This is a genomic window from Bacillus sp. OTU2372 (assembly GCF_038440275.1).
GTDB lineage: Bacteria > Bacillota > Bacilli > Bacillales > Cytobacillaceae > Neobacillus > Neobacillus bataviensis_B.
On record NZ_JASATK010000001.1, the window covers coordinates 51,856 to 72,044 of the forward strand.

The 20,189-nt window shown below is 36.6% G+C and carries 20 protein-coding genes; 8 read left to right on the plus strand and 12 right to left on the minus strand.

Annotated elements, in window-relative coordinates; genetic code table 11:
- Positions 1-65 precede the first annotated feature (65 nt).
- Together AAHB15_RS00295 and AAHB15_RS00300 are read right to left on the minus strand one after the other, a co-directional pair.
- A complete protein-coding gene (locus AAHB15_RS00295; protein WP_335573348.1) occupies positions 66-1,067 on the minus strand; it encodes an inorganic phosphate transporter in 1,002 nt (333 codons plus the stop codon).
- Between the two features lie 11 nt (positions 1,068-1,078).
- Positions 1,079-1,693 carry a DUF47 domain-containing protein gene (locus AAHB15_RS00300; protein WP_098529709.1) on the minus strand — a complete coding sequence of 205 codons (615 nt, stop codon included), beginning with the start codon at positions 1,691-1,693 and terminating at the stop codon, positions 1,079-1,081.
- A gap of 369 nt (positions 1,694-2,062) precedes the next feature.
- Between AAHB15_RS00300 and AAHB15_RS00305 the strand changes: the two genes are divergently transcribed.
- Positions 2,063-2,317, plus strand: coding sequence for a GlsB/YeaQ/YmgE family stress response membrane protein (locus tag AAHB15_RS00305; RefSeq protein WP_335573350.1), 255 nt, complete (start codon positions 2,063-2,065; stop codon positions 2,315-2,317).
- Between the two features lie 51 nt (positions 2,318-2,368).
- Here AAHB15_RS00305 and AAHB15_RS00310 read toward each other — a convergent pair whose 3' ends face one another.
- Entirely contained in the window at positions 2,369-3,292 is a 924-nt protein-coding gene (locus AAHB15_RS00310; protein ID WP_335573351.1) for an RluA family pseudouridine synthase, read from the minus strand.
- Between the two features lie 189 nt (positions 3,293-3,481).
- On the opposite strand from AAHB15_RS00310, the gene AAHB15_RS00315 reads away from it, so the two are divergent.
- A complete protein-coding gene (locus AAHB15_RS00315; protein WP_144568430.1) occupies positions 3,482-3,868 on the plus strand; it encodes a YhcU family protein in 387 nt (128 codons plus the stop codon).
- Between the two features lie 199 nt (positions 3,869-4,067).
- Positions 4,068-5,810, plus strand: coding sequence for a phospho-sugar mutase (locus tag AAHB15_RS00320; protein ID WP_342041529.1), 1,743 nt, complete (start codon positions 4,068-4,070; stop codon positions 5,808-5,810).
- Between the two features lie 126 nt (positions 5,811-5,936).
- Here AAHB15_RS00320 and AAHB15_RS00325 read toward each other — a convergent pair whose 3' ends face one another.
- Positions 5,937-6,191 (minus strand): YhdB family protein, encoded by a 255-nt coding sequence (locus AAHB15_RS00325; protein ID WP_098529714.1) that lies wholly within the window; start codon positions 6,189-6,191, stop codon positions 5,937-5,939.
- A gap of 149 nt (positions 6,192-6,340) precedes the next feature.
- Between AAHB15_RS00325 and AAHB15_RS00330 the strand changes: the two genes are divergently transcribed.
- Complete coding sequence (locus AAHB15_RS00330; RefSeq protein WP_335573353.1) at positions 6,341-7,324, plus strand: M14 family zinc carboxypeptidase; 984 nt, start codon at positions 6,341-6,343, stop codon at positions 7,322-7,324.
- 141 nt (positions 7,325-7,465) lie between these two features.
- The gene (locus AAHB15_RS00335; RefSeq protein WP_098529716.1) at positions 7,466-8,881 is read left to right on the plus strand and encodes a SpoVR family protein; all 1,416 of its coding nucleotides are present in this window, start codon (positions 7,466-7,468) and stop codon (positions 8,879-8,881) included.
- A gap of 82 nt (positions 8,882-8,963) precedes the next feature.
- Here AAHB15_RS00335 and ald read toward each other — a convergent pair whose 3' ends face one another.
- Positions 8,964-10,097, minus strand: coding sequence for an alanine dehydrogenase (gene ald / locus AAHB15_RS00340; RefSeq protein ID WP_342041532.1), 1,134 nt, complete (start codon positions 10,095-10,097; stop codon positions 8,964-8,966).
- Positions 10,098-10,232: 135 nt separating this feature from the next.
- Positions 10,233-11,465 carry a PucR family transcriptional regulator gene (locus tag AAHB15_RS00345; RefSeq protein WP_342041533.1) on the minus strand — a complete coding sequence of 411 codons (1,233 nt, stop codon included), beginning with the start codon at positions 11,463-11,465 and terminating at the stop codon, positions 10,233-10,235.
- 590 nt (positions 11,466-12,055) lie between these two features.
- Between AAHB15_RS00345 and alaP the strand changes: the two genes are divergently transcribed.
- Both alaP and AAHB15_RS00355 read left to right on the plus strand, forming a co-directional pair.
- Positions 12,056-13,456 (plus strand): alanine permease AlaP, encoded by a 1,401-nt coding sequence (gene alaP, locus AAHB15_RS00350; protein WP_342041534.1) that lies wholly within the window; start codon positions 12,056-12,058, stop codon positions 13,454-13,456.
- A 129-nt stretch (positions 13,457-13,585) separates the two neighbouring features.
- Entirely contained in the window at positions 13,586-14,404 is an 819-nt protein-coding gene (locus tag AAHB15_RS00355) for a 5'-nucleotidase, lipoprotein e(P4) family (RefSeq protein ID WP_446715833.1), read from the plus strand.
- Between the two features lie 66 nt (positions 14,405-14,470).
- On the opposite strand, the gene AAHB15_RS00360 is transcribed toward AAHB15_RS00355, so the two are convergent.
- From AAHB15_RS00360 to AAHB15_RS00375, 4 genes are all read right to left on the minus strand, one after another.
- Entirely contained in the window at positions 14,471-14,836 is a 366-nt protein-coding gene (locus tag AAHB15_RS00360; RefSeq protein ID WP_342041535.1) for a cytochrome-c oxidase, read from the minus strand.
- Positions 14,837-14,966: 130 nt separating this feature from the next.
- Positions 14,967-16,223: a DUF445 domain-containing protein gene (locus AAHB15_RS00365; RefSeq protein ID WP_342041536.1), complete on the minus strand. Its 1,257-nt coding sequence runs from the start codon at positions 16,221-16,223 to the stop codon at positions 14,967-14,969.
- A 103-nt stretch (positions 16,224-16,326) separates the two neighbouring features.
- Positions 16,327-16,992, minus strand: a complete 666-nt coding sequence (locus AAHB15_RS00370; RefSeq protein WP_335571669.1) for a DUF3939 domain-containing protein — start codon at positions 16,990-16,992, stop codon at positions 16,327-16,329.
- A 248-nt stretch (positions 16,993-17,240) separates the two neighbouring features.
- Positions 17,241-17,543 (minus strand): HesB/YadR/YfhF family protein, encoded by a 303-nt coding sequence (locus AAHB15_RS00375; RefSeq protein WP_335571670.1) that lies wholly within the window; start codon positions 17,541-17,543, stop codon positions 17,241-17,243.
- Between the two features lie 357 nt (positions 17,544-17,900).
- Here AAHB15_RS00375 and AAHB15_RS00380 point away from each other — a divergent pair, with 357 nt between their 5' ends.
- Positions 17,901-18,197, plus strand: coding sequence for a hypothetical protein (locus AAHB15_RS00380; protein ID WP_098529724.1), 297 nt, complete (start codon positions 17,901-17,903; stop codon positions 18,195-18,197).
- Positions 18,198-18,295: 98 nt separating this feature from the next.
- On the opposite strand, the gene AAHB15_RS00385 is transcribed toward AAHB15_RS00380, so the two are convergent.
- Both AAHB15_RS00385 and AAHB15_RS00390 read right to left on the minus strand, forming a co-directional pair.
- Complete coding sequence (locus tag AAHB15_RS00385; protein WP_098529725.1) at positions 18,296-19,648, minus strand: hemolysin family protein; 1,353 nt, start codon at positions 19,646-19,648, stop codon at positions 18,296-18,298.
- Positions 19,649-19,709: 61 nt separating this feature from the next.
- Positions 19,710-20,111, minus strand: a complete 402-nt coding sequence (locus tag AAHB15_RS00390) for a MerR family transcriptional regulator (RefSeq protein ID WP_335571688.1) — start codon at positions 20,109-20,111, stop codon at positions 19,710-19,712.
- Between the last annotated feature and the right edge of the window lie 78 nt (positions 20,112-20,189).

The window sequence follows — 20,189 nt, forward strand, 5'->3', positions numbered from 1 at the left end:
TTAAAGGTTTCTTCTAAATTGTAAAATCGAAACAAAAAAACCAGAGAAGGTTCTCTGGTTTAAAGTTAAAAGAACAAATTCAAAATAAAGTAAACAATGGCTGCAATCAATGCTGTAATTGGAAGGGTGATGACCCAAGTAATTAACATTCGTTGAGCTGTATCCCATTTAACGCCCTTTAGACGATGAGCAGAACCTACTCCTAGGATACCAGAAGAAATTACATGAGTTGTACTAACTGGTAAATGAATATACGTAGCACCAAAGATAATAGCAGCACCAGTTAAATCTGCAGCTACCCCATTAATTGGACGTATTTTCATAATTTTTCCGCCAACTGTTTTGATAATCTTCCAGCCGCCAATTGAGGTTCCTAATCCCATCGCAATTGCACAGGAAGCTTGTACCCAGAAAGGGATTCCTGCATCGGGTGAAAGATATTTACTAGATACAAGTGCTAAGGTGATGATCCCCATTGATTTTTGGGCATCATTTGTTCCGTGTGAATAAGATTGTAATGCAGCGGTTGCGATTTGGATATAACGGAATCTTTTGTTCGTTTTTGCTAAATTAAAATTTCTAAATGCCACTTTAAAGATACTATAAATAATATATCCCACAATAAAAGCTAAAATTGGTGATAAAATTAGCGCTTCAATGATTTTGATAAAACCAGTGTAGTTTAAGGCATTAAATCCTTCTGCTGCAATTGCCGCGCCAGCAATAGAACCAATAATTGCGTGAGAAGAACTGCTTGGAATTCCAAAATACCAAGTGAGTAAGTTCCAAAAGATAGCTGAAAGTAATGCAGCTAAAATTACCACTGACCCATTGTGCAATGTAAATGGATCAACGATATCCTTAGATACAGTTTTAGCAACCCCGGTAAACGTTAACGCTCCAACAAAATTCATTACCGCTGCTAATAGTATGGCTTGCCGCGGTTTTAACGCTTTAGTGGAAACGGATGTGGCGATTGCATTTGCTGTATCGTGAAAACCATTTATAAAATCAAATGCAAGGGCACCAATGACAATTAAGATTGTTAAAATTAGTACAAGACTCATCTTTTTGCTCCTTATGCATTTTTCATAATAATGGATTCAAGGGTATTAGCTACAGTTTGACAAAAGTCTGCGATATCCTCAAGATCTTCGTAAATTTCCTTGTATTGAATAATACGGATTGGATCTTTTTCCACAGTGAATAGATGTTTAATTGACTGTCTTAAAATATTATCGCATTTTGATTCAAAATCCTTAATTTTAATGGCATGTTCCCGTATTTGAGCTAGCTTTTTGTTGGATAGTAATTCAACAGCCTTCTGAATTTCGTGAACACTGCCTTGAATTGCATCGACAAACTGTAACATAAATTCATCGGCTTCTGTAATGGAGTACATTTCAAAAAGGGCCGCACATGCTTCAAGTCCGTCTAATACATCGTCCATGCTCATCGCAAGCTGGAGAATGTCCTCACGTTCAATTGGAGTTATGAAGGCATCATTTAGTTCTTTAATGACTTCATGAACGAAGGTATCACCTTTGGATTCATACTCTTTCATTTTCTCAGAAAAGATTTTTAAATCACTGATATTTTTTAATTTATATTCAGTAAAAAAATCCACACTTTCATCAAGATTTGATGAAATATTACTTAGTAATGCTGAGAATTTATCTACCTTTTTAGCCATAAGATTATACCTCCAATAATTTAAACAATGTATGTTTTCTTTCACACCCAAATCATTTTAGCTGAAATATGTCGGAAAGAGAAAGATTTTACGTTAAATTTACAAAAACTTAACATTAGAATTTTCTGAATTTATCTATTGCTGACTATATACCCAAGAAGTCCTTTATTACTTTTGCCTTGTATTATAAATTTATGTCGTGCAGATCTGTATTTTTTTAATCCATTATTTATTTTTTTATGAGTATAAATAACAAAAAAGGGTACTTTATAGGTACAGGCAGTAAACAATGGTTTAATTAATTAAACAACACTGTCTTAGGAATAAACAAAAAAGTGAAATGAAGAATACTAAAAAGGAGTGTTCTAAATGAGTTTCATTTGGTCATTAATTGTTGGTGGTATAATCGGCTGGTTAGCAGGTTTAATAGTCGGAAGAAATATTCCGGGGGGCATTATTGGTAATATCATCGCAGGTTTTGTTGGTGCATGGTTAGGAACAGCAGTATTGGGAGACTGGGGACCAGATGTGGCTGATTTCGCCATAATACCTGCTATCATTGGTGCCGCCGTATTAGTACTTCTTTTAAGCTTCATTATGCGTGCCTTTAGAAAAGCAGACTAAAACAAAATTAACAAAGAAAAAGGATGTCTCCCTAATCGAGGCATCCTTTTTCTATATTTTATTTATATCAATAGCATGAAATACTTCAGACAAATCGATAAATGGGGCATGACATATAATGGATTCTTGGGTAAATGGATTTGTGAATTCAAGCTTTACGGCATGGAGAGCCTGCCTGTTTGTGATCGGTTCACCTCCATATAAACTATCACCAATCAAGGGATGACCCAAATGACTAAAATGAACTCTAATTTGATGAGTTCTCCCTGTTTCCAGCCAACATTTTAGGAAAGTAAAATTCTTTTGTTTATTAATATCTAAGACCTGATAATGTGTAATCGCAGCCTGTCCATTAGGTGAGACTCTGCGTCTAGTCGCATGATGACGGTCCAGCCCAATCGGCATGTTTAAGGTGCCTTTCCGCTGTTTAATTTGACCGTGCACAGCGGCAATGTAAGTTCTTTTGATGTGGCGTTTTTCGAGCATTTTATCTAAGATCGCACCCGCTAGTCCGTGTTTTGCAAAAAGAATTGCCCCCGATGTATCCCGGTCTAATCGATGGATTTGGCGAACATTACCGGATTCTCCTTTTGATAGCAAATAAAAAGCTACAGCATTCATTAATGAATCCGTTTCTTTAACCGGGTCATTTGGGTGTGTATTCATAAAAGGCGGTTTATTGACAATTAAAACATGGTCATCTTCAAACAATATATTTAACTCATGATAGTTCGGGGTAACATGAGGATCTTCCTCTTCAAAAAGATGGAGTTGAAGTTTTGCACCGGCTGTAAATGGTAAGTTCCAATTAACTCGATTTCCTTCCATAAGTACCTTATTTTCAGATCGGAATTGATGCGTTAATTTTTTTGGAGCCTCCCAAACTTGTCGGAAAAGGTGTTCAACGGTAATACCTTCCCACTCCCTTGGAATAATGATTTGCAGCCATTCGCCAGTTCGTTTGGTTATGTACATTATTTTCTCCTTTTATCAATTGTCTAGGTCCAGCGACTTGGGGCTCGGGGTCATAAGCCACTGTTCAAGTCGCTTTCCGCTTTTCTTAAACTGTGGTGATAATTACCACCCAAAGTTCACTACGAATTATGTTATTCTTATGATATATATTACGACAGAAATAAGCGATGGCAAAGGTGGGTTAGATAAGTGAAAATAGTTTTTGCCTCGACACCAAGTCAAGAAGAAGAAATTAATGAACTGGTGAGGTACGTTTACTCTAATATTTTTCCTCTTTATTTTAGTGATGAAGAAATTAGTCAATTTGAGGAATTAAAGGTCTTGGATACGTCTTTGGATTTTAATACATTGAAAGATGCATTTCAAGTTATGACAAGCATACAAACAGTTATTTCAATTTTAGAGTCGTCACCGCTGGATGAACAATACGAAATGGTGTTTAACAAAAATGTTGCTACTCTTAAAGAATTTGGACTGTTTTTCCCTTTCGATTTTGAGCAGTTTATGGAAGGAAAAAGCCTAAAAAGTTCAATGCTGAGTATTTATAGCAAAGCAGACAATGAACTGATTATATAAAAGTAGTAAAGCAAAAGCCTGTAATTTTTTACAGGCTTTATTTATTTCTTGCTCTTATTGTGATATTTTTGAGATTATAGTATAAGTGGCTTTTCCTGTACTTTGCGAAAAATGTCGGTTTTTATCCTGTCATTTTTAGAGGAAAACGGAAGTTAAACTTCGAATTATTGTATGGACAAAAATAGGAGGGATTACATCTATGGAATGGAAAGCGATTGCGAAAAGTTGGCTCGATTTTGAAGGGCTAGACAATGAGTTAAAAAATGAATTAGAAACATTAAAGGGAAATGAAAAACAACTCGAAGAAATATTTTATAAAAATCTTGAGTTCGGTACGGGTGGAATGCGCGGAGAAATTGGTGCAGGAACAAATCGCATGAACATATATACAGTCCGTAAAGCTTCTGCAGGATTAGCAGCATACATAGAAGAGCATGGTGAAGAGGCGAAAAAACGCGGAGTAGTGATTGCCTATGATTCACGTCATAAATCGCCAGATTTTGCGTTGGAAGCTGCTAAAACTCTTGCTTCTAAAGGAATTCAAACATATGTATTTGATGAGTTACGACCTACACCAGAACTTTCATTTGCGTTAAGACATTTGAATGCTTTTTCTGGGATTGTGGTTACAGCGAGCCATAATCCACCTGAATATAATGGTTATAAAGTTTATGGCTCAGATGGCGGCCAGCTGCCACCTGAAGCGGCCGATATCGTAATTGCCAAGGTTAATGAAATTGAAAATGAATTACTAATTGAAGTTAGCAGCGAGGAAGAATTACGTAATTCTGGTCTAATCAAAACAATCGGTTCTGAAATTGACCAAGTCTATATTGAAAAGTTAAAAACCATATCTGAAAATCCAACTCTCGCTGAAGAGACCGATATTAAGATTGTATTTACTCCATTACATGGGACAGCCAATAAATTAGTCCGAGCTGGCCTTGCGGCATTAGGCTATCGTAATGTATCGGTTGTAAAAGAACAAGAATTGCCTGATCCTGAATTTTCAACTGTAAAAAGCCCTAATCCTGAAGAGCACGCTGCTTTTGAATTAGCGATTCGCGATGGAAAGAAGGTCGGAGCGGATATTTTAATTGCAACAGACCCTGATGCAGACCGACTTGGAATTGCCGTTCCTAATGAAGAGGGAGAATATATTGTATTAACAGGTAATCAGACCGGTGCTTTATTAGTGGACTATCTTCTTTCTCAGAAACAAGAAAAAGGAATATTGCCACAAAATGGGGTTGTATTAAAAACCATTGTTACATCTGAGTTAGGACGGAGAATTGCTGCTGCATTCAATTTAGAAACAGTTGATGTTTTAACAGGATTTAAATTCATTGCAGAAAAAATCAAGGAATATGAAACAACAGGAGAGCATACCTTCCTATTTGGCTACGAAGAGTCTTACGGCTACTTAATTGGGGACTTCGCACGTGATAAGGATGCTGTTCAAGCAGCGCTGCTCGCTACAGAGGTTTGTGCCCATTATAAAAAACAAGGATTAACCCTTTATGAAGGAATGTTGCGCGTATTCGAAAAATACGGTTTCTTTCTAGAGGGACTTCGTTCTTTAACACTGAAAGGAAAAGAAGGGGCAGAGATGATTCAACGCTTGTTAGCCTCTTTCCGTAATGAGCCATTGACAAGTTTGGGTTCACTTAAGACTCTTGCTAGCGAGGATTATTTGACTCGTACCAGAGCAACAAGAGATGGCGAAGAATCCATTGAATTACCTAAATCTAATGTTTTGAAATATATTTTTGAAGATGGATCATGGGTATGCTTACGTCCGTCTGGAACAGAGCCAAAAGTTAAATTTTATTTTGGTGTCAATAGTGCAAGTCTTGCAGAAGGCAAACAAAAGCTGCAAACCATTGAAAATGACTTTATGGAGTTAGTAGATAAGAAAGTAAAAATGGTTCAAACTATTTAATTTATCGGGTGTAGATTAGCGTTATCAAGAATAAAACGGCCTCCATATAGGAAGCCGTTTTTTTTGGTGGAATTCTATTTTCCCGGTAGAAAATTTTTCTTAACAATTTGGTATCCACTTTTTTTTTCAGGAAAGACTATACATCGGTAAGCCATTTTCATCAGGATCAAGTGATTCATTAGCATGGTCAATGTAACGGAGAAGATTATATAATTTTGTCTCAATCACGGTGTAGTCTCGTTCAAAATTATATGCGTGCAGGAATTGTTCAATCTTTTTCGATAAAAATTGGTCCTTTGTCCGGACCATTAAAATTAATAAATTGTCCCATTCGGATCTATGCGTATAATATAACGCTCGGTCGTAATCCAGTTTATTCATTCGTTTTTGCCTCCTCCATATTAGGAGTTGACTATATTTTATGACATTCCCCGGATAACTTTCACAGAAAATGTTGGACACCTGATGTTTACGCTGTTTTTAAGATTTACCAGTATAAAAAAGTTTTTTAAAGAAACGTGGTGCCTTAATTGGGTCGATTAATTTGTGTGCTTTTCTGCTTATTCACACTAACAAATTCTGCGGCTGATGCGAAGATTGTAAAAGTGGATAAACCGTACTCATACGAATGTCTGCAACAAGATCTGAAACAAATTAGTAAAAAGTACCGGGAACATATTGAAATTAAAACAATTGGAACAACGCATTTTGGAAGGGAAATTTGGGGAGTAAAGTTAGGAGAGGGAAAAACTAATATTGTATTGATTGGTGCTCATCATGGACGAGAGTGGTTGACAAGCGCCCTTTTGATGAACATGCTCGAGAGTTATGCCGAAGCATATCAGAGAGGTAAGAGAATTGGGTTTAGGTCAACAGATATCCTAAATCAGGTTTCTATTTGGTTTATACCAATGCTTAATCCGGATGGAGTGACCATTCAACAAAATAATCTCAAATCATTTTCGCCGGATTATCAAAAACAATTGTTACTGATGAATGAAGGCTCAAGAAATTTAAAGAGATGGAAGGCTAATGGGATAGGAGTGGATTTAAACAGACAATACCCCGCAGGCTGGAGAAGGCTTAACCAAGAACAGTCAAACCCAAGCTATGCATTTTATAAAGGTAAAAAACCTCTTGAATCCAAAGAGGTCATTGCTTTAACCAATTTTATTAGAGAGATAAAACCTTCGATTGCAGTTGCTTATCATACAGCAGGCAGGGAGATTTTTTGGAATTACAAAAATGGAAAACATATGAATCGTGATTATAAGGTTGCAAAGAAGGTATCCAGGCTGACCAACTATAAATTAGCAAAACCAGACCCAGAGGCATTTGGCGGTGGCTTTACAGATTGGTTTATTACAACATATCACAGACCGGCTATGACCATTGAAATTAGTTACCTAGTTGGGGAAACTAGTCCGCCCCTGTCAGTTTTTAATACCGAATGGAAGCGGAATAAATATGTCGGTCTTCTTCTTGCGAAGGAAGCAAAAAAGATGGGTCAATAAATTAAATAACTAATAATAAACTTTTATCCTAAACAGTAGAATCACAAAAACATAACGGCTTGCATTGTTTTTTGGCCATCTCTCTCATCAATCCCACCTTTTCTTCATACATTGTGTTAAGAGGAAAAGGGGGAGTGAGGAATGAAAGTTGAAGATCGCAAGCAGCTAGAATATGCAATTAGTGAAATTACCGAAATTGCCAGAGGCTTTGGTCTGGATTTTTATCCAATGCGCTATGAAATCTGTCCAGCTGAAATTATCTATACTTTTGGTGCTTATGGTATGCCAACTCGATTTTCACATTGGAGCTTCGGGAAACAATTCCATAAAATGAAACTGCATTATGATTTAGGTCTAAGTAAAATTTATGAGCTCGTAATAAATTCTAACCCTTGTTATGCATTTTTGCTTGATTCTAACACCCTTATTCAAAATAAGTTAATCGTTGCCCACGTTTTGGCTCATTGTGATTTCTTTAAAAATAATGTCCGCTTCCAGAATACCAAGCGGGATATGGTAGAAAGTATGGCTGCTACTGCAGAGCGAATCCATAAATATGAAATACAATATGGAAAGAAGGAAGTAGAAACTTTTTTAGACGCTGTGTTGGCAATTGATGAGCACATTGACCCTTCTCTAATGAGGCCGAAACTTTCATGGTCCATAACAGATGTAGATGACGATGAAGATGATGAGCAGCGAAATGTAACCCCATATGATGATTTATGGAAGCTGGATGAAAAGGAAAATAAGGTAATCAGCAGCCCGAAGAAAAGGAAGTTCCCGCCCAAACCGGAAAAGGACTTATTATTATTTATTGAAACCTTTAGTCGAGAGTTAGAGGACTGGCAGCGCGATATTTTAACCATGATGCGTGAGGAAATGCTCTATTTCTGGCCGCAGCTTGAAACGAAAATCATGAACGAGGGTTGGGCTTCATTTTGGCATCAACGGATATTACGCGAATTGGACTTAACAAGTGGTGAAGCGATTGAATTTGCAAAACTGAATGCGGGAGTTGTTCAGCCATCCAAAACGGGAATCAACCCTTACTACCTTGGTATAAAAATCTTTGAGGATATCGAAGAAAGATATAATAACCCAACTGAAGAGATGAAACGAAGAGGTGTTCAGCCAGGGTCTGGCAGGGAAAAGATGTTCGAGGTGCGGGAAGTTGAATCAGACATATCTTTCCTGCGTAATTACTTAAACAAAGATCTAGTGATGAGAGAGGATATGTATCTTTTCCAAAAGCAGGGAAGGGATTATAAGATCGTTGATAAAGAATGGGAACATGTCCGTGATCAATTAGTGAATATGCGTGTGAACGGAGGATTCCCTTACATCACTGTCAATGATGGCGATTTCTTGAAAAATGGAGAGCTGTACTTAATGCACTGGTATGAGGGTGTAGAATTAGACGTAAAGTATCTTGAAAAGGTACTTCCGTATATTCACCAGCTTTGGGGCAGACCTGTCCATATAGAAACCATGATTGAAGAAAGAAAAATGCTGTTTTCCTATGATGGTAAAGGTGTACATCGAAAATATTTATAAAGTAAAGGCAGCTATTTTAAATAGCTGCCTCTTTGCTTATGCCTCTAAACTGTTTGGAATGGATGGAGGAGAGGATCCTGTATTAGATAACAACAGATTCTTTCTCAAGTGCCTCTTCTACTGAAACATATTTAAATCCTAGGTCTTTTGCCACTGCTTCATAAGTAATATCCCCATTTGCAACATTAACGCCAAGCTTTAAAGCAGCATTTTCCGAAATGGCTTTTACAACCCCTTTATTAGCGATTTGTAATGCATATGGAACGGTAACATTCGTAAGGGCAATTGTTGAGGTTCTTGGAACTGCCCCAGGCATATTGGCAACGGAATAATGAACCACACCATGTTTGACAAAAGTAGGATTATCATGTGTTGTTACATGGTCAATGGTTTCAACAATTCCGCCCTGGTCAATCGCGACATCGACAATAACAGATCCTGGCTTCATTGTCTTCACCATTTCTTCAGTTACTAGTTTCGGAGCCTTTGCACCTGGAATTAACACCGCTCCAATGAAAAGATCGGCTTCCGCAACTGCTTCTGCGATGTTATATGGATTTGACATTAATGTTTTAACTTGATTTCCAAAAATATCATCTAACTGGCGTAAACGGTCTGCGCTTAAATCGATGATCGTTACATCAGCACCTAGCCCAATTGCCATTTTAGCAGCATTAGTTCCAACAATACCACCACCAAGAATAGTTACCTTACCACGGTTAACTCCTGGTACGCCAGCTAGAAGGATTCCTTGACCGCCATTATTCTTTTGTAAGAATTGTGCACCAATTTGTGCGCTCATGCGACCGGCTACTTCACTCATTGGGGTAAGCAGCGGAAGAGTTCTGTTCACAGAGACTGTTTCATAGGCAATGGCAAGAACACCTTTATCTTTAAGTGCCTTTGCTAAAGCAGGTTCAGCAGCTAGGTGCAAATAAGTAAATAGGATTAACCCTTGGCGGAAATACTGATATTCACTCTCTAATGGCTCTTTTACCTTCATAATCATTTCTGATTTTGTCCAGACATCTTTAACATTTTCAATGATTTCTGCGCCCGCTTTTGAATAGTCCTCATCAGTGAAACCGCTTCCAACACCGGCGTCTTTTTCTACTAATACATTATGGCCAGCTTTTACTAATGAAACAACACCAGCTGGAGTTAGTGATACACGATTTTCGTTATTTTTAATCTCTTTAGGTACACCAATAAACATATCTGAAGTCCTCCCTAATACTTAAAAGTATTTCCTTGCTATGGCTAAAGTATAAAATGTTTTTCTCGGAAATACTTTGTTTAGAAAGTAGAAAATTTTTTATCCCATTTGGAGATTTTCACAAAATGTTCAAATCTATTTATATTTCTCGAGCTTTAGGTCAATATAGAGAAGCATTTTCTGGCTAGGGTCCTTAAAATTCACATCGCCAATTTCAGAAATCCGCTTTAACCGATAATTGAGAGTGTTCGCATGAACATTTAGTTCCTTAGCGGCATCATTTATATTGTTATCTTTATTTAAGAAAACCTCTAACGTTTCAACTAAATTACTATGATGTCTTTGGTCATATTCTTGCAGCCTTTTTAAAGAATAATTTTCAGAAGCCTCGCTTTGTCTTTTTTCCAAAATAAGTTCAAAAAGTTGATAAATTCCCAGTTTTTGATAATTAAAAATTTCTTTAGTTTCTGCTGGAAATTTTTCTTTAATTGATAAAACACTTAAGGTTTCTTTATATGCTTGGCCAATTTTTTGATAATCATCATAAATACTGCTGTATGCAGGAGTGATTCCTTTAATCTGGTACCGCTCGTCCATTGTCGAAACAAAGGTCTGAACAAAACGGTTAAACTCTTGATAAGGCTCTTTATTATTAACAGCGGAGATTAAGACAATTAGTTGATTACAGTCAATTGTATAGAGCAGAATTTTCATCAGTTGACTGGTTTTTAATAAATAAGAGATGTTTTGTTCTACTTTACTTGTTATGTTTTCAGGAAATTGAAATACCGCAATAACAAAGGAAGGGGAGGGAGTAATTTTCAATGCATGAAAACGCTCATAGATGTCCTTTTCACCCTTCAAGTGTCCTGTTAGTAGTTTCCAGAAGAATTCCTGAGAATGTTCTTCTTTTTTATTTTTCCTTGTTTGTAGCTGTAAAAGTTTATTTTTGGCCGAATCTGCCGCTTTTTTGAGTAAATCAAAATCCTTATCAGTTAAGGTTTTGTCAATTTCTATCGCCCAAATAAAACCTAATACCTCATCTTGCTTCCAAATAGATATAGCAACTCTATTATTAAGTCCAATATCATCCATATTCTTAACACGGATGGGTTCACGGGTTTGCAGAAGGGCTGGAATGGTTCCTTCTTTCCATAATTGATTAATCACCTTCTCAGGCACTCTTCGTCCGATGATGGTATAGATCCTTGCGGGGTCAGTCCGTTCATCATGTGTGCTATAGGCAAGAAGTCGATGGTTAGCATCTTCAATAGTAATCGGGCAATTTAAAACTTGGCTTATTAAATCAGCAAATTCTTCTAAACTATCAAAAGCGGTTTTAAACGGATCATGTTGTCTCGTATTCAAAATGAAAACCTCCACAATGTCTATCACGGAAATGATTTTATTCTTTAGTAGGTAAGAAAGTATAAAAGTTTTTACCTAGAGAATTGTCCAGCTCCAGCGCCTAGCCCCTCGAGGTCACAAGCATATCCAGTTGCGGCTCCTTGGAACTCGAAGCCTAAGCCACCCCCTGAAGAAGGCAAAAAGCACCTTCTTGCAGGGTGCGTCTTAGTCTAGAGTCCCAGGGCAGTCGCCTCACATTTAGGTCAATCCGTCCAAAAGGTTAAAGAGCAACCTTTCGGCCGGCTCGTCTTGTGCTTGTTGGGGCTGACCAAGGAGCTTGCGATTTTCTTAGTTTAATTCTACAAAAAGTTATAGTAAATTTCTCGATATTCTACAAAAAAGATTGTTCATAGAAATGTTAAAATAATGTCAGAAAATGTTCAAAAATTTTTTCAGTAGATTTGAAAGCGCTAACAACAAAAAAGAGGAGGATGGTCAGTCGCATTAATTGCTGATAAGTAGTATGATAATAATTCATAAATTATTTTTTGTCAAAAGTCGAACAAGTGGATGAATGGGAAATTGAAGTTTTTTCAGGAGGAGATTCATAGATGGGGAAAAACACTCAGAACAAAGAACTTCATCGCGGTTTAGAGGAAAGACATATAACGTTAATGTCTCTCGGTGCAGCTATTGGGGTAGGATTATTTCTTGGTTCAGCGTCTGCGATCAAAATGGCGGGACCAGGTATTTTGGTTGGTTACGCATTTAGCGGGTTAATCATGTTTTTTATAATGAGAGCCTTAGGTGAAATGGCAATTCAAAAACCGGTAGCCGGTTCTTTTAGTAAATATGCTCGTGATTATTTAGGGCCACTGGCGGGATACATAACAGGTTGGAATTATTGGTTTTTATGGGTCGTTACTTGTATGGCTGAAATTACTGCCATCGGTATTTATATGGAATATTGGTTTCCAGCTGTTCCAAGATGGATATGGGCGTTAGCAGCACTTGTCATTATGGCGTCAGTCAACTTCCTTGCTGTTAAAGCGTATGGGGAATTAGAATTTTGGTTTGCCTTAATTAAGATTATTACAATCATTGCTATGATCCTAATCGGTGTCGGGATGATTATCTTTGGTCTTGGGAATGGCGGAATTGCAACTGGTGTCAAGAATTTATGGGAGCATGGCGGTTTCTTCCCGAATGGAATAAAAGGTGTGTTATTATCCCTGCAAATGGTTATGTTCGCCTACTTGGGAATTGAAATGATCGGGGTTACAGCTGGAGAGGTAAAAAATCCGGAAAAGTCGCTTGCAAGAGCAATAGATACAGTCTTTTGGCGGATTCTTCTATTTTATGTTGGAGCACTGTTTGTAATTATGTCAATTTATCCATGGGAGGAAATTGGTACAAAAGGGAGTCCATTTGTACTGACCTTTGAAAAAATTGGCATCCCTGGGGCGGCTGGTATTATAAACTTTGTTGTTCTAACTGCAGCTCTTTCATCTTGTAATAGTGGTATTTTTAGTACAGCTAGGATGCTATTTAACCTTGCTGAGCATGGTGAGGCACCTAAAAACTTTGGTAAGGTTACCAAAAGTGGTGTTCCCGGAGTGGCTGTGGTTGCCTCTGCAGGAGCTTTACTGATCGGGGTTATCCTAAATTATATTGTCCCTGCAAAGGTATTTACTTGGGTTACGAGTATTGCTACGTTTGGTGCGATTTGGACTTGGGGAGTCATTCTTTTATCGCAAATTCGTTATCGCCAAACTCTTAAACAGAGTGAAGTAAAGGCACTAAAATATAAAATGCCATTATTTCCTTATACATCATATCTCGCCTTAGCCTTTTTAGCGTTTGTCATAGGATTGATGGGTTATAATCCTGATACAAGAATTGCTTTAGTAATCGGACCGTTATTCCTAGTCTTCTTAGTAGCAGTCTACTATATCAAAGGTTTTCATAAACGAGATAAGATAGAAACTAATGTAAAAAAACGAATCATTTAAACAGGAAAGAGCAGTAAGTCGTTTTAATTGGACTTGCTGCTCTTTTTTTACAAAAATATCTAATACTCAAATGTTAGGATGTTCCTTTCTTTCACATACTATTATTGTAAAAAAAGGAGGGTATTGTGATTGAAGAGGAAGATTGGATGGCTATTAACCTTAATTATGGTTCTGTCACTCTCAAGTCTAAATGTAAAAGCTGAGACGAAAGGCAGTTCTTCGTTAAACCTGTATGATCAAAATACCATGTCTGTACTTTGGTTTCAAAACTCAGCCGAAGCAAAAGCTTTATATTATCAAGGTTATAACATGGGGAGAATGCGATTAGATGAACTATTAAGGGACCGACCTAAAACAACCGGATTAAAACCCGCAATTGTCCTAGATATTGACGAGACGATCCTTGATAACAGTCCGCATCAGGCGTGGTTTGTCCTTCATGGCAAAGGAGTCCCGTTCGGCTGGAATGAATGGTTTAGACGTGGGGAAGCAAAAGCCTTGCCTGGTGCAATTGAATTTTTGCAATATGCTAATGCAAGGGGAGTCGATATTTTTTACATATCGAATCGAAACGAAACGGAAAAAAAAGCAACCATGAAAAATTTATTAAATGTAGGTGCTCCTCAGGTAATTAGTGAGCATGTGTTATTACAACAGCCCGGAGAAAGAGGGAAGGAGACCCGCCGCATTCAGGTAGCAAAAACTCGCGACATTCTTTTGTACTTTGGAGACAATTTAGGTGATTTTAGCGGGTTTGATGGGTTAACGGTTTCAGAAAGATCTCATGAGGTGAATAAACGTAAGGATGAGTTTGGCCGTAAACTGATTGTTTTCCCAAACCCAATGTATGGCGATTGGGAGGGTGCTATTTATCAATACGACTATAGAAAAACAAATGAAGAAAAGGACAGGCTAAGAAAGAAGTTACTAGAAATTTATATACGGTAAATCCATAAAAAAGAAGACACCTATTGGGGTGTCTTCGCTTATTTTAGGAGATAGATAAGGACAAGTTTATTGTTTTACATTTTTCAAGATGTTTATCGCAAAGACTATAATCCCAATAACTAGTAATGTTCCACCAACAGCAACTGTAGGTCCGGCACTATCTACACCGGAGACCAAAAGGGCAAGCCCAATCATCATAATTGGAAGTGAGATATTATGGAGCCAAAAATGAACCTTCGCAAGTTTTGTTTCAGCCGCATTTGGAAACCCGACATAAATCAAGCCGGCAAGTGCCATTGACATCCATCCTAATAAATTAATATGCACATGAACAGGTGTAAGGTCAAAGGCTTCCGTCATCGACATATACATACCAATGAGTACCCCAATAACAAAATAAATCACAGAAATTTTAATCAATTTAACTGCCATTTTCCTGCCCCCTTATGTTGAAAATATGACTATAGTACTAAATATGAAGGGAGGAACTGAAAAAGAACCATTTTCTGGTAGGGGCTTTTGGAAGATCTCAAAAAAAAAAGCCTTAATATATAAGGCAAATTTAAAAGAAAGCTCTAAACCCAACTAAGATAAGTCCTATCAAAAATCCGCAAACAGCTCCATTAACCCGGATCCATTGCAGGTCTTTTCCAACGTTATTTTCGACCATGTTAATCAATGTTTTATCATCCAATTTGTCTAAATTTTCTTTGACAAGCTTACCAATTTTAGAATGATTTTTATCTACAAAGGAAGAAAGTTTTGATTTAATCCACGTATCAATGGCCTCTATTTTTTCGGGGCTATTTTTTAATTCTGTTAGCGTGTCATTTATAAATGGAAGTAAGTAATGATTTAAAAAGCCAGGTTCTGCAACGAAATCGATAGCTTTTTGCTGAAACTGTTCCAATATATCATTAATTTGCTCTTGTGACTCCCATTTAGTAATGGCATGTGATTTCAAATTCGAAAGTTCTTCATAGATTTTTTCGTCTGTTTTAATTGATTCAAGTTTATTTCGGATATGAATCAATAAAGTTCGGCGATTTGGGTTATAGGGGTCACTGTAACTGGCAACCCCTTTTTGAATTAGGTTTTGGATAATGTTACCCAATTTTTCCTCGTTAACAAGATTACTAAAAGATTTCAGGGCAAACTGCATAAAGCCATCTGCTTTGATGTTTTCCACAGCATCCACTGCCATTCCGCCCAGCTTATATTTAGTGGAATCTTTCGCGGCCCATTCATCGATTTCCTTGAGAATGTAATCTAAGGTCTTTTCGTCGTATTTTCGTTCTGTTACTTGCTCAATAAGTAAGGGAAGATATTTTTTTATATCCCAGTCATCTAATTTAGCTTTTAGTTCTTTTTCGATAATTGGTGTTAGCTTTCTTACCTCTATTTTTTTAATCAAGTGTTGAACAAGCGTGACGACATTTTTTTGCAGCGGTTGGGAATTCATTTCAGTCTCTAAAATCTCTATAAGCTTATTTGTGAAAGCAATCGTATTGATTTTTTTACGAATACTTTCCTTAGTAAGCCACTCATTTTCAAGCATGGATATTATTCCTGCAGTAATTCTTTGCCGGTTCTTTGGCAGCAGGGCAGTATGGGGAATTGGAATTCCCAGAGGATGCCGAAAAAGTGCAGTTACTGCAAACCAGTCTGCTAGTCCACCGACGAGCCCTGCTTCAAAACCCCCCTGGAGGATATTTCCCCAAAATGAATCCTGCAATGGAATGGTAGCAATAAATCCGATTCCCATGATTATAAGAGAAATAGTCGCTAAATGATGCGATTTATTTTTCTGTTTTACCATCTTTGTATCCCTCGTTTTTAAATTTTATTAATTAGTTAGTGCTATTATCTCAATATAGTTGAAAGAAAAGCAAAAAAAACTACCTAAAAGAAAGAAATTCCTCTCAAAGTTGAGAGGAGTTTTTATTCTCGGGTCTAATATGTGTGATGAGACCATCTAAATCGGTAATATAAAACTGTGTAACAGGGGCCTTTTTTAAGTAGTGTTCTTGGAGGAGAATATAATAGTTTACCCTGTGCAGCGGATCAAAATTTAACATAGGATATTCTTTATGGTCCTTCACATATTGATCAACCGCCTTTTGGACCATATCCATTTCAATTGGTATTAGTTTTTCATTCTCTTCGAATAGATCATAGGTTTCCTTCGACATATAAAATTTTTTATAAGGAATTCCGCCAAGATAGGGAGCAAGCTTCTCAAAATCAATGCTATTATCATCTTGAACTAAAATGGTACGGAAAACTCCTTTTGGAAGTTTATCAGAATATTCCCTAATGGCTTTACGCACTTGGTCGATCGTAACCTCGATTGGTGGATAGTTAATAATAGAGTCATTATTAGACTTTTTATCATCTTTAGTTGTATCGCCTGGCATTTTAATATTTTTGGGGATTTTTGAATATAAGGTTAGTCCACCAACTCCGATTACCAACAATATTCCTATTATGGTGAGGGTTGAATCAATTTCATACCAGTTTTCAAGAACCACTCCCAATTTATAGCCAACATAAACAAATATAGGAATGATGGCTATACCAAAAATCATGAAGTCCGACCCCTTTCTTTGAAAGTTTTAATAATAGTGGGAACTATTTAGTAAGAGGAAATTTATGTCATATTTATTATACCTAAAAAAGTTATTATTGTAACATAGATCCAAATTTATTACTATTTGAAAAAAAAACAAGGTTGGATAGCTTGGAATTAATATTCAAGCTGATGTTGAGGAGGCATATAAACTATTTGGAGAATCCAAAAGACCAGCCATTTTAAACACGGCTGGTCTTTATCATACTAATAAATGGCTTTTTCTTTATATGTAATTTGAATTTCCTCAAGTGCTTCATCAACAGATAAGTATGTCTCGGTGTCTTTAAAAAACCATACATCATTTCCTTCTACATAAAAGGTAATTCCGTTCATTTCTTGTGCATAGCCGGCATCTGCAGGCTGCTCAATTGAAAAAGCAAGACTATAACCTTTATTCTTTTCTCCAAAGCCTGCATATTGAGGAAACAGGCGAATACTGATTGGCTTATTCATTTCAAATTCCTTCGTGAACCATAAAGCTGCTTTTTCATCGATCGATATGAACATATTCTTTACACAAACCTTTTAAGTTAATTATTCGTCATAAGGATAGATGAAAGGTTAAGATTAAAAATGTAAGCCCTCTATTCCTTATAGTGTAAGACTATAATATTTATAGTGAAATTAATGTGATTATATTCACATAAATAGGTTAATTAATTAAATGTTCAATTTTTTGTTAGATTGTTCAAATTATAAAGGGCAGAATCTTTTTAAAATGGTTAATAAATTTAACTATTGTTGACGATTATGTGAATACGACCAGGGAGTTTATCCTTTGGAGGGGAATGTGCTGTTTTTGTAACATATATACAGTGAAAATGATGTTAAAATTAAGGAACAAATAGAAGGGAGGTTTGTTCAATGGGCAATGAATTTGAAAAATTACCAGAGAACGAACTGGATTTAAGAAGCTTAATTCAAACATTCAATGCTACATTAGAAACCATTGAAAAAAGGCTCTCAAGATTAGAAAAAATGGATAGCATTGAACATAGGGTGGAAGTAAATCAGATTGATTTGTCTGATATTAAAGATTCACTGCAGAGGATTGAAGAGACACACGGCATTGAGCTTCAGCATGTAAATCGCCGGCTTGACTCCCATTTAGTGAAAATCGCGAAGCTAGAAGAAGAAATGATCATCTCAAAAAATAAATAATCTTAAGTGGAGACTGTTGTCTAATACAGTCTTTTTATTTTTGTCTATTTAAACATAGTAAAAGCAAAAAAATAGACCGAATGATTCGGCCTATTTTTCTATGAAAGAACTCCTGATTTTGTTACTGCCATTTGTTGAGTATTTGATTCTTCATTATTTGTGTTTTTTGTTACTTCAATATACTTGATATGATGCTCATCCATATCTAGAATTTTAAAGGTATATGAATCGTGATGGATGATGTCGCCTTCTTTAGCTTCATAATTCTCAGTTAGAATCCAACCGCCTATTGTATCGACATCTTCATCATCAATTTCAACGCCTAATAAATCATTAATCTCACTTACTAAAACCTTTGAATCGATGATGTAATGATTTTCCTTAATCTTACGGATTTCTGAAATTTCATCCATATCAAATTCATCCCGAATTTCACCAACAATTTCCTCGAGGATATCCTCAACCGTAACAAGTCCTGATGTTCCACCATATTCATCCATTAAGACCGCCATATGAACACGATCTTTTTGCATCTTAACTAATAAATCATGAATAGGAATCGTTTCTATTACTCTAATAATCGGTCGAGTAAAGTTTTCTAGAGTTTGTGATGAAAGATTTTCATTGCCAATTAAATCAGTCATGATTTCCTTGATATTGATTAAACCAATAATATGGTCTTTATCGCCATCAATGACAGGATATCTGGTGAATTTTTCTTCCCGTAAGACCTGAAGAAATGTTTCTAATGAATCGTCCTTTGATAAAGAAACCATCTCTGTTCTAGGTACCATGATTTCCTTGGCAATCCGGTTATCAAATTCAAAAATTTTATTTACATACTTAAACTCTGATTGGTTAATTTCGCCACTTTTATAGCTTTCAGACAGGATAATTCGAAGTTCTTCCTCCGTATGGGCAATTTCATTTTCCGATACCGGCTTTAACCCGAAAAGACTAGAAACAATCCGTGCAGACCCATTTAATACCCAAATAAAAGGGTACATAATCTTATAAAATAAGATTAAGGGACGTGACATGACTAAGGTAATCAATTCTGCCTTTTGAATAGCAAGAGTTTTAGGTGCTAGCTCCCCAACCACAACATGAAGGAAAGTAATGGTCGCAAATGCAATGCCAACTGAAAATATTTGCGTTGCGCTCTCAGGCAAGTTCAATTTTAGGAAAAGTGGGCTAAGCAAATGCTCGATTGTCGATTCCCCAATCCAACCTAATCCCAAGGCAGTTATGGTTATACCCAGTTGACAAGCAGATAGATATTCATCTAAGTTTGATATCACTTTTTTTGCGGAAACAGCCCTCGAATTTCCTTCTTCTATTAACTGATCAATTCTTGAACTTCTGATTTTGACGATCGCAAATTCTGAAGTTACAAAAAAGGCAGTTAAGGCAATTAAAATGGCTATAATAACCAAGTTAAATATGTCCAAATAAGTTCCCTTAGCCCGTTGGTGGACGGGTAAGGTGTCACCTCCCAGTTATTTAAAAAAATTAAGTCGTAACACTTAAAAGTGATTTCATAAGTACTGTTCGAAGCAGACTAAGATTGTTGGTCAGCTTTTCTTTCTGATCCTCATCCAATTTTTCTAAAATGGGGATTAGGTCAAACAAGTCGCTATGCAGCTGCCTCATTTGCTGCGTTACAGCACTTACATGCTTTTCAACCTCTGATTCCTGCAGGTTTTTTGCTTTGCGCATTTCTAGTTTTCTTTTAATCTCGTCTAATGGAAAGTGCAGACATTTACATTCCTCTATAAATTTCAAATCATCCAGTGCTTCATCCGAATAAATGCGGTAGTTTGACTTAGAGCGTTCTGCCTTTAACAAGCCAATAGACGTATAATAGTCAATGGTACGTTTCGACACATGCGCTATTTCTGCTATTTCACCAATCCGATAGACAGCCCCATCTTACCACCTCTATATTTTACAAATTAACAATAATTATAAAGAAATTAAACTGTACAGTCA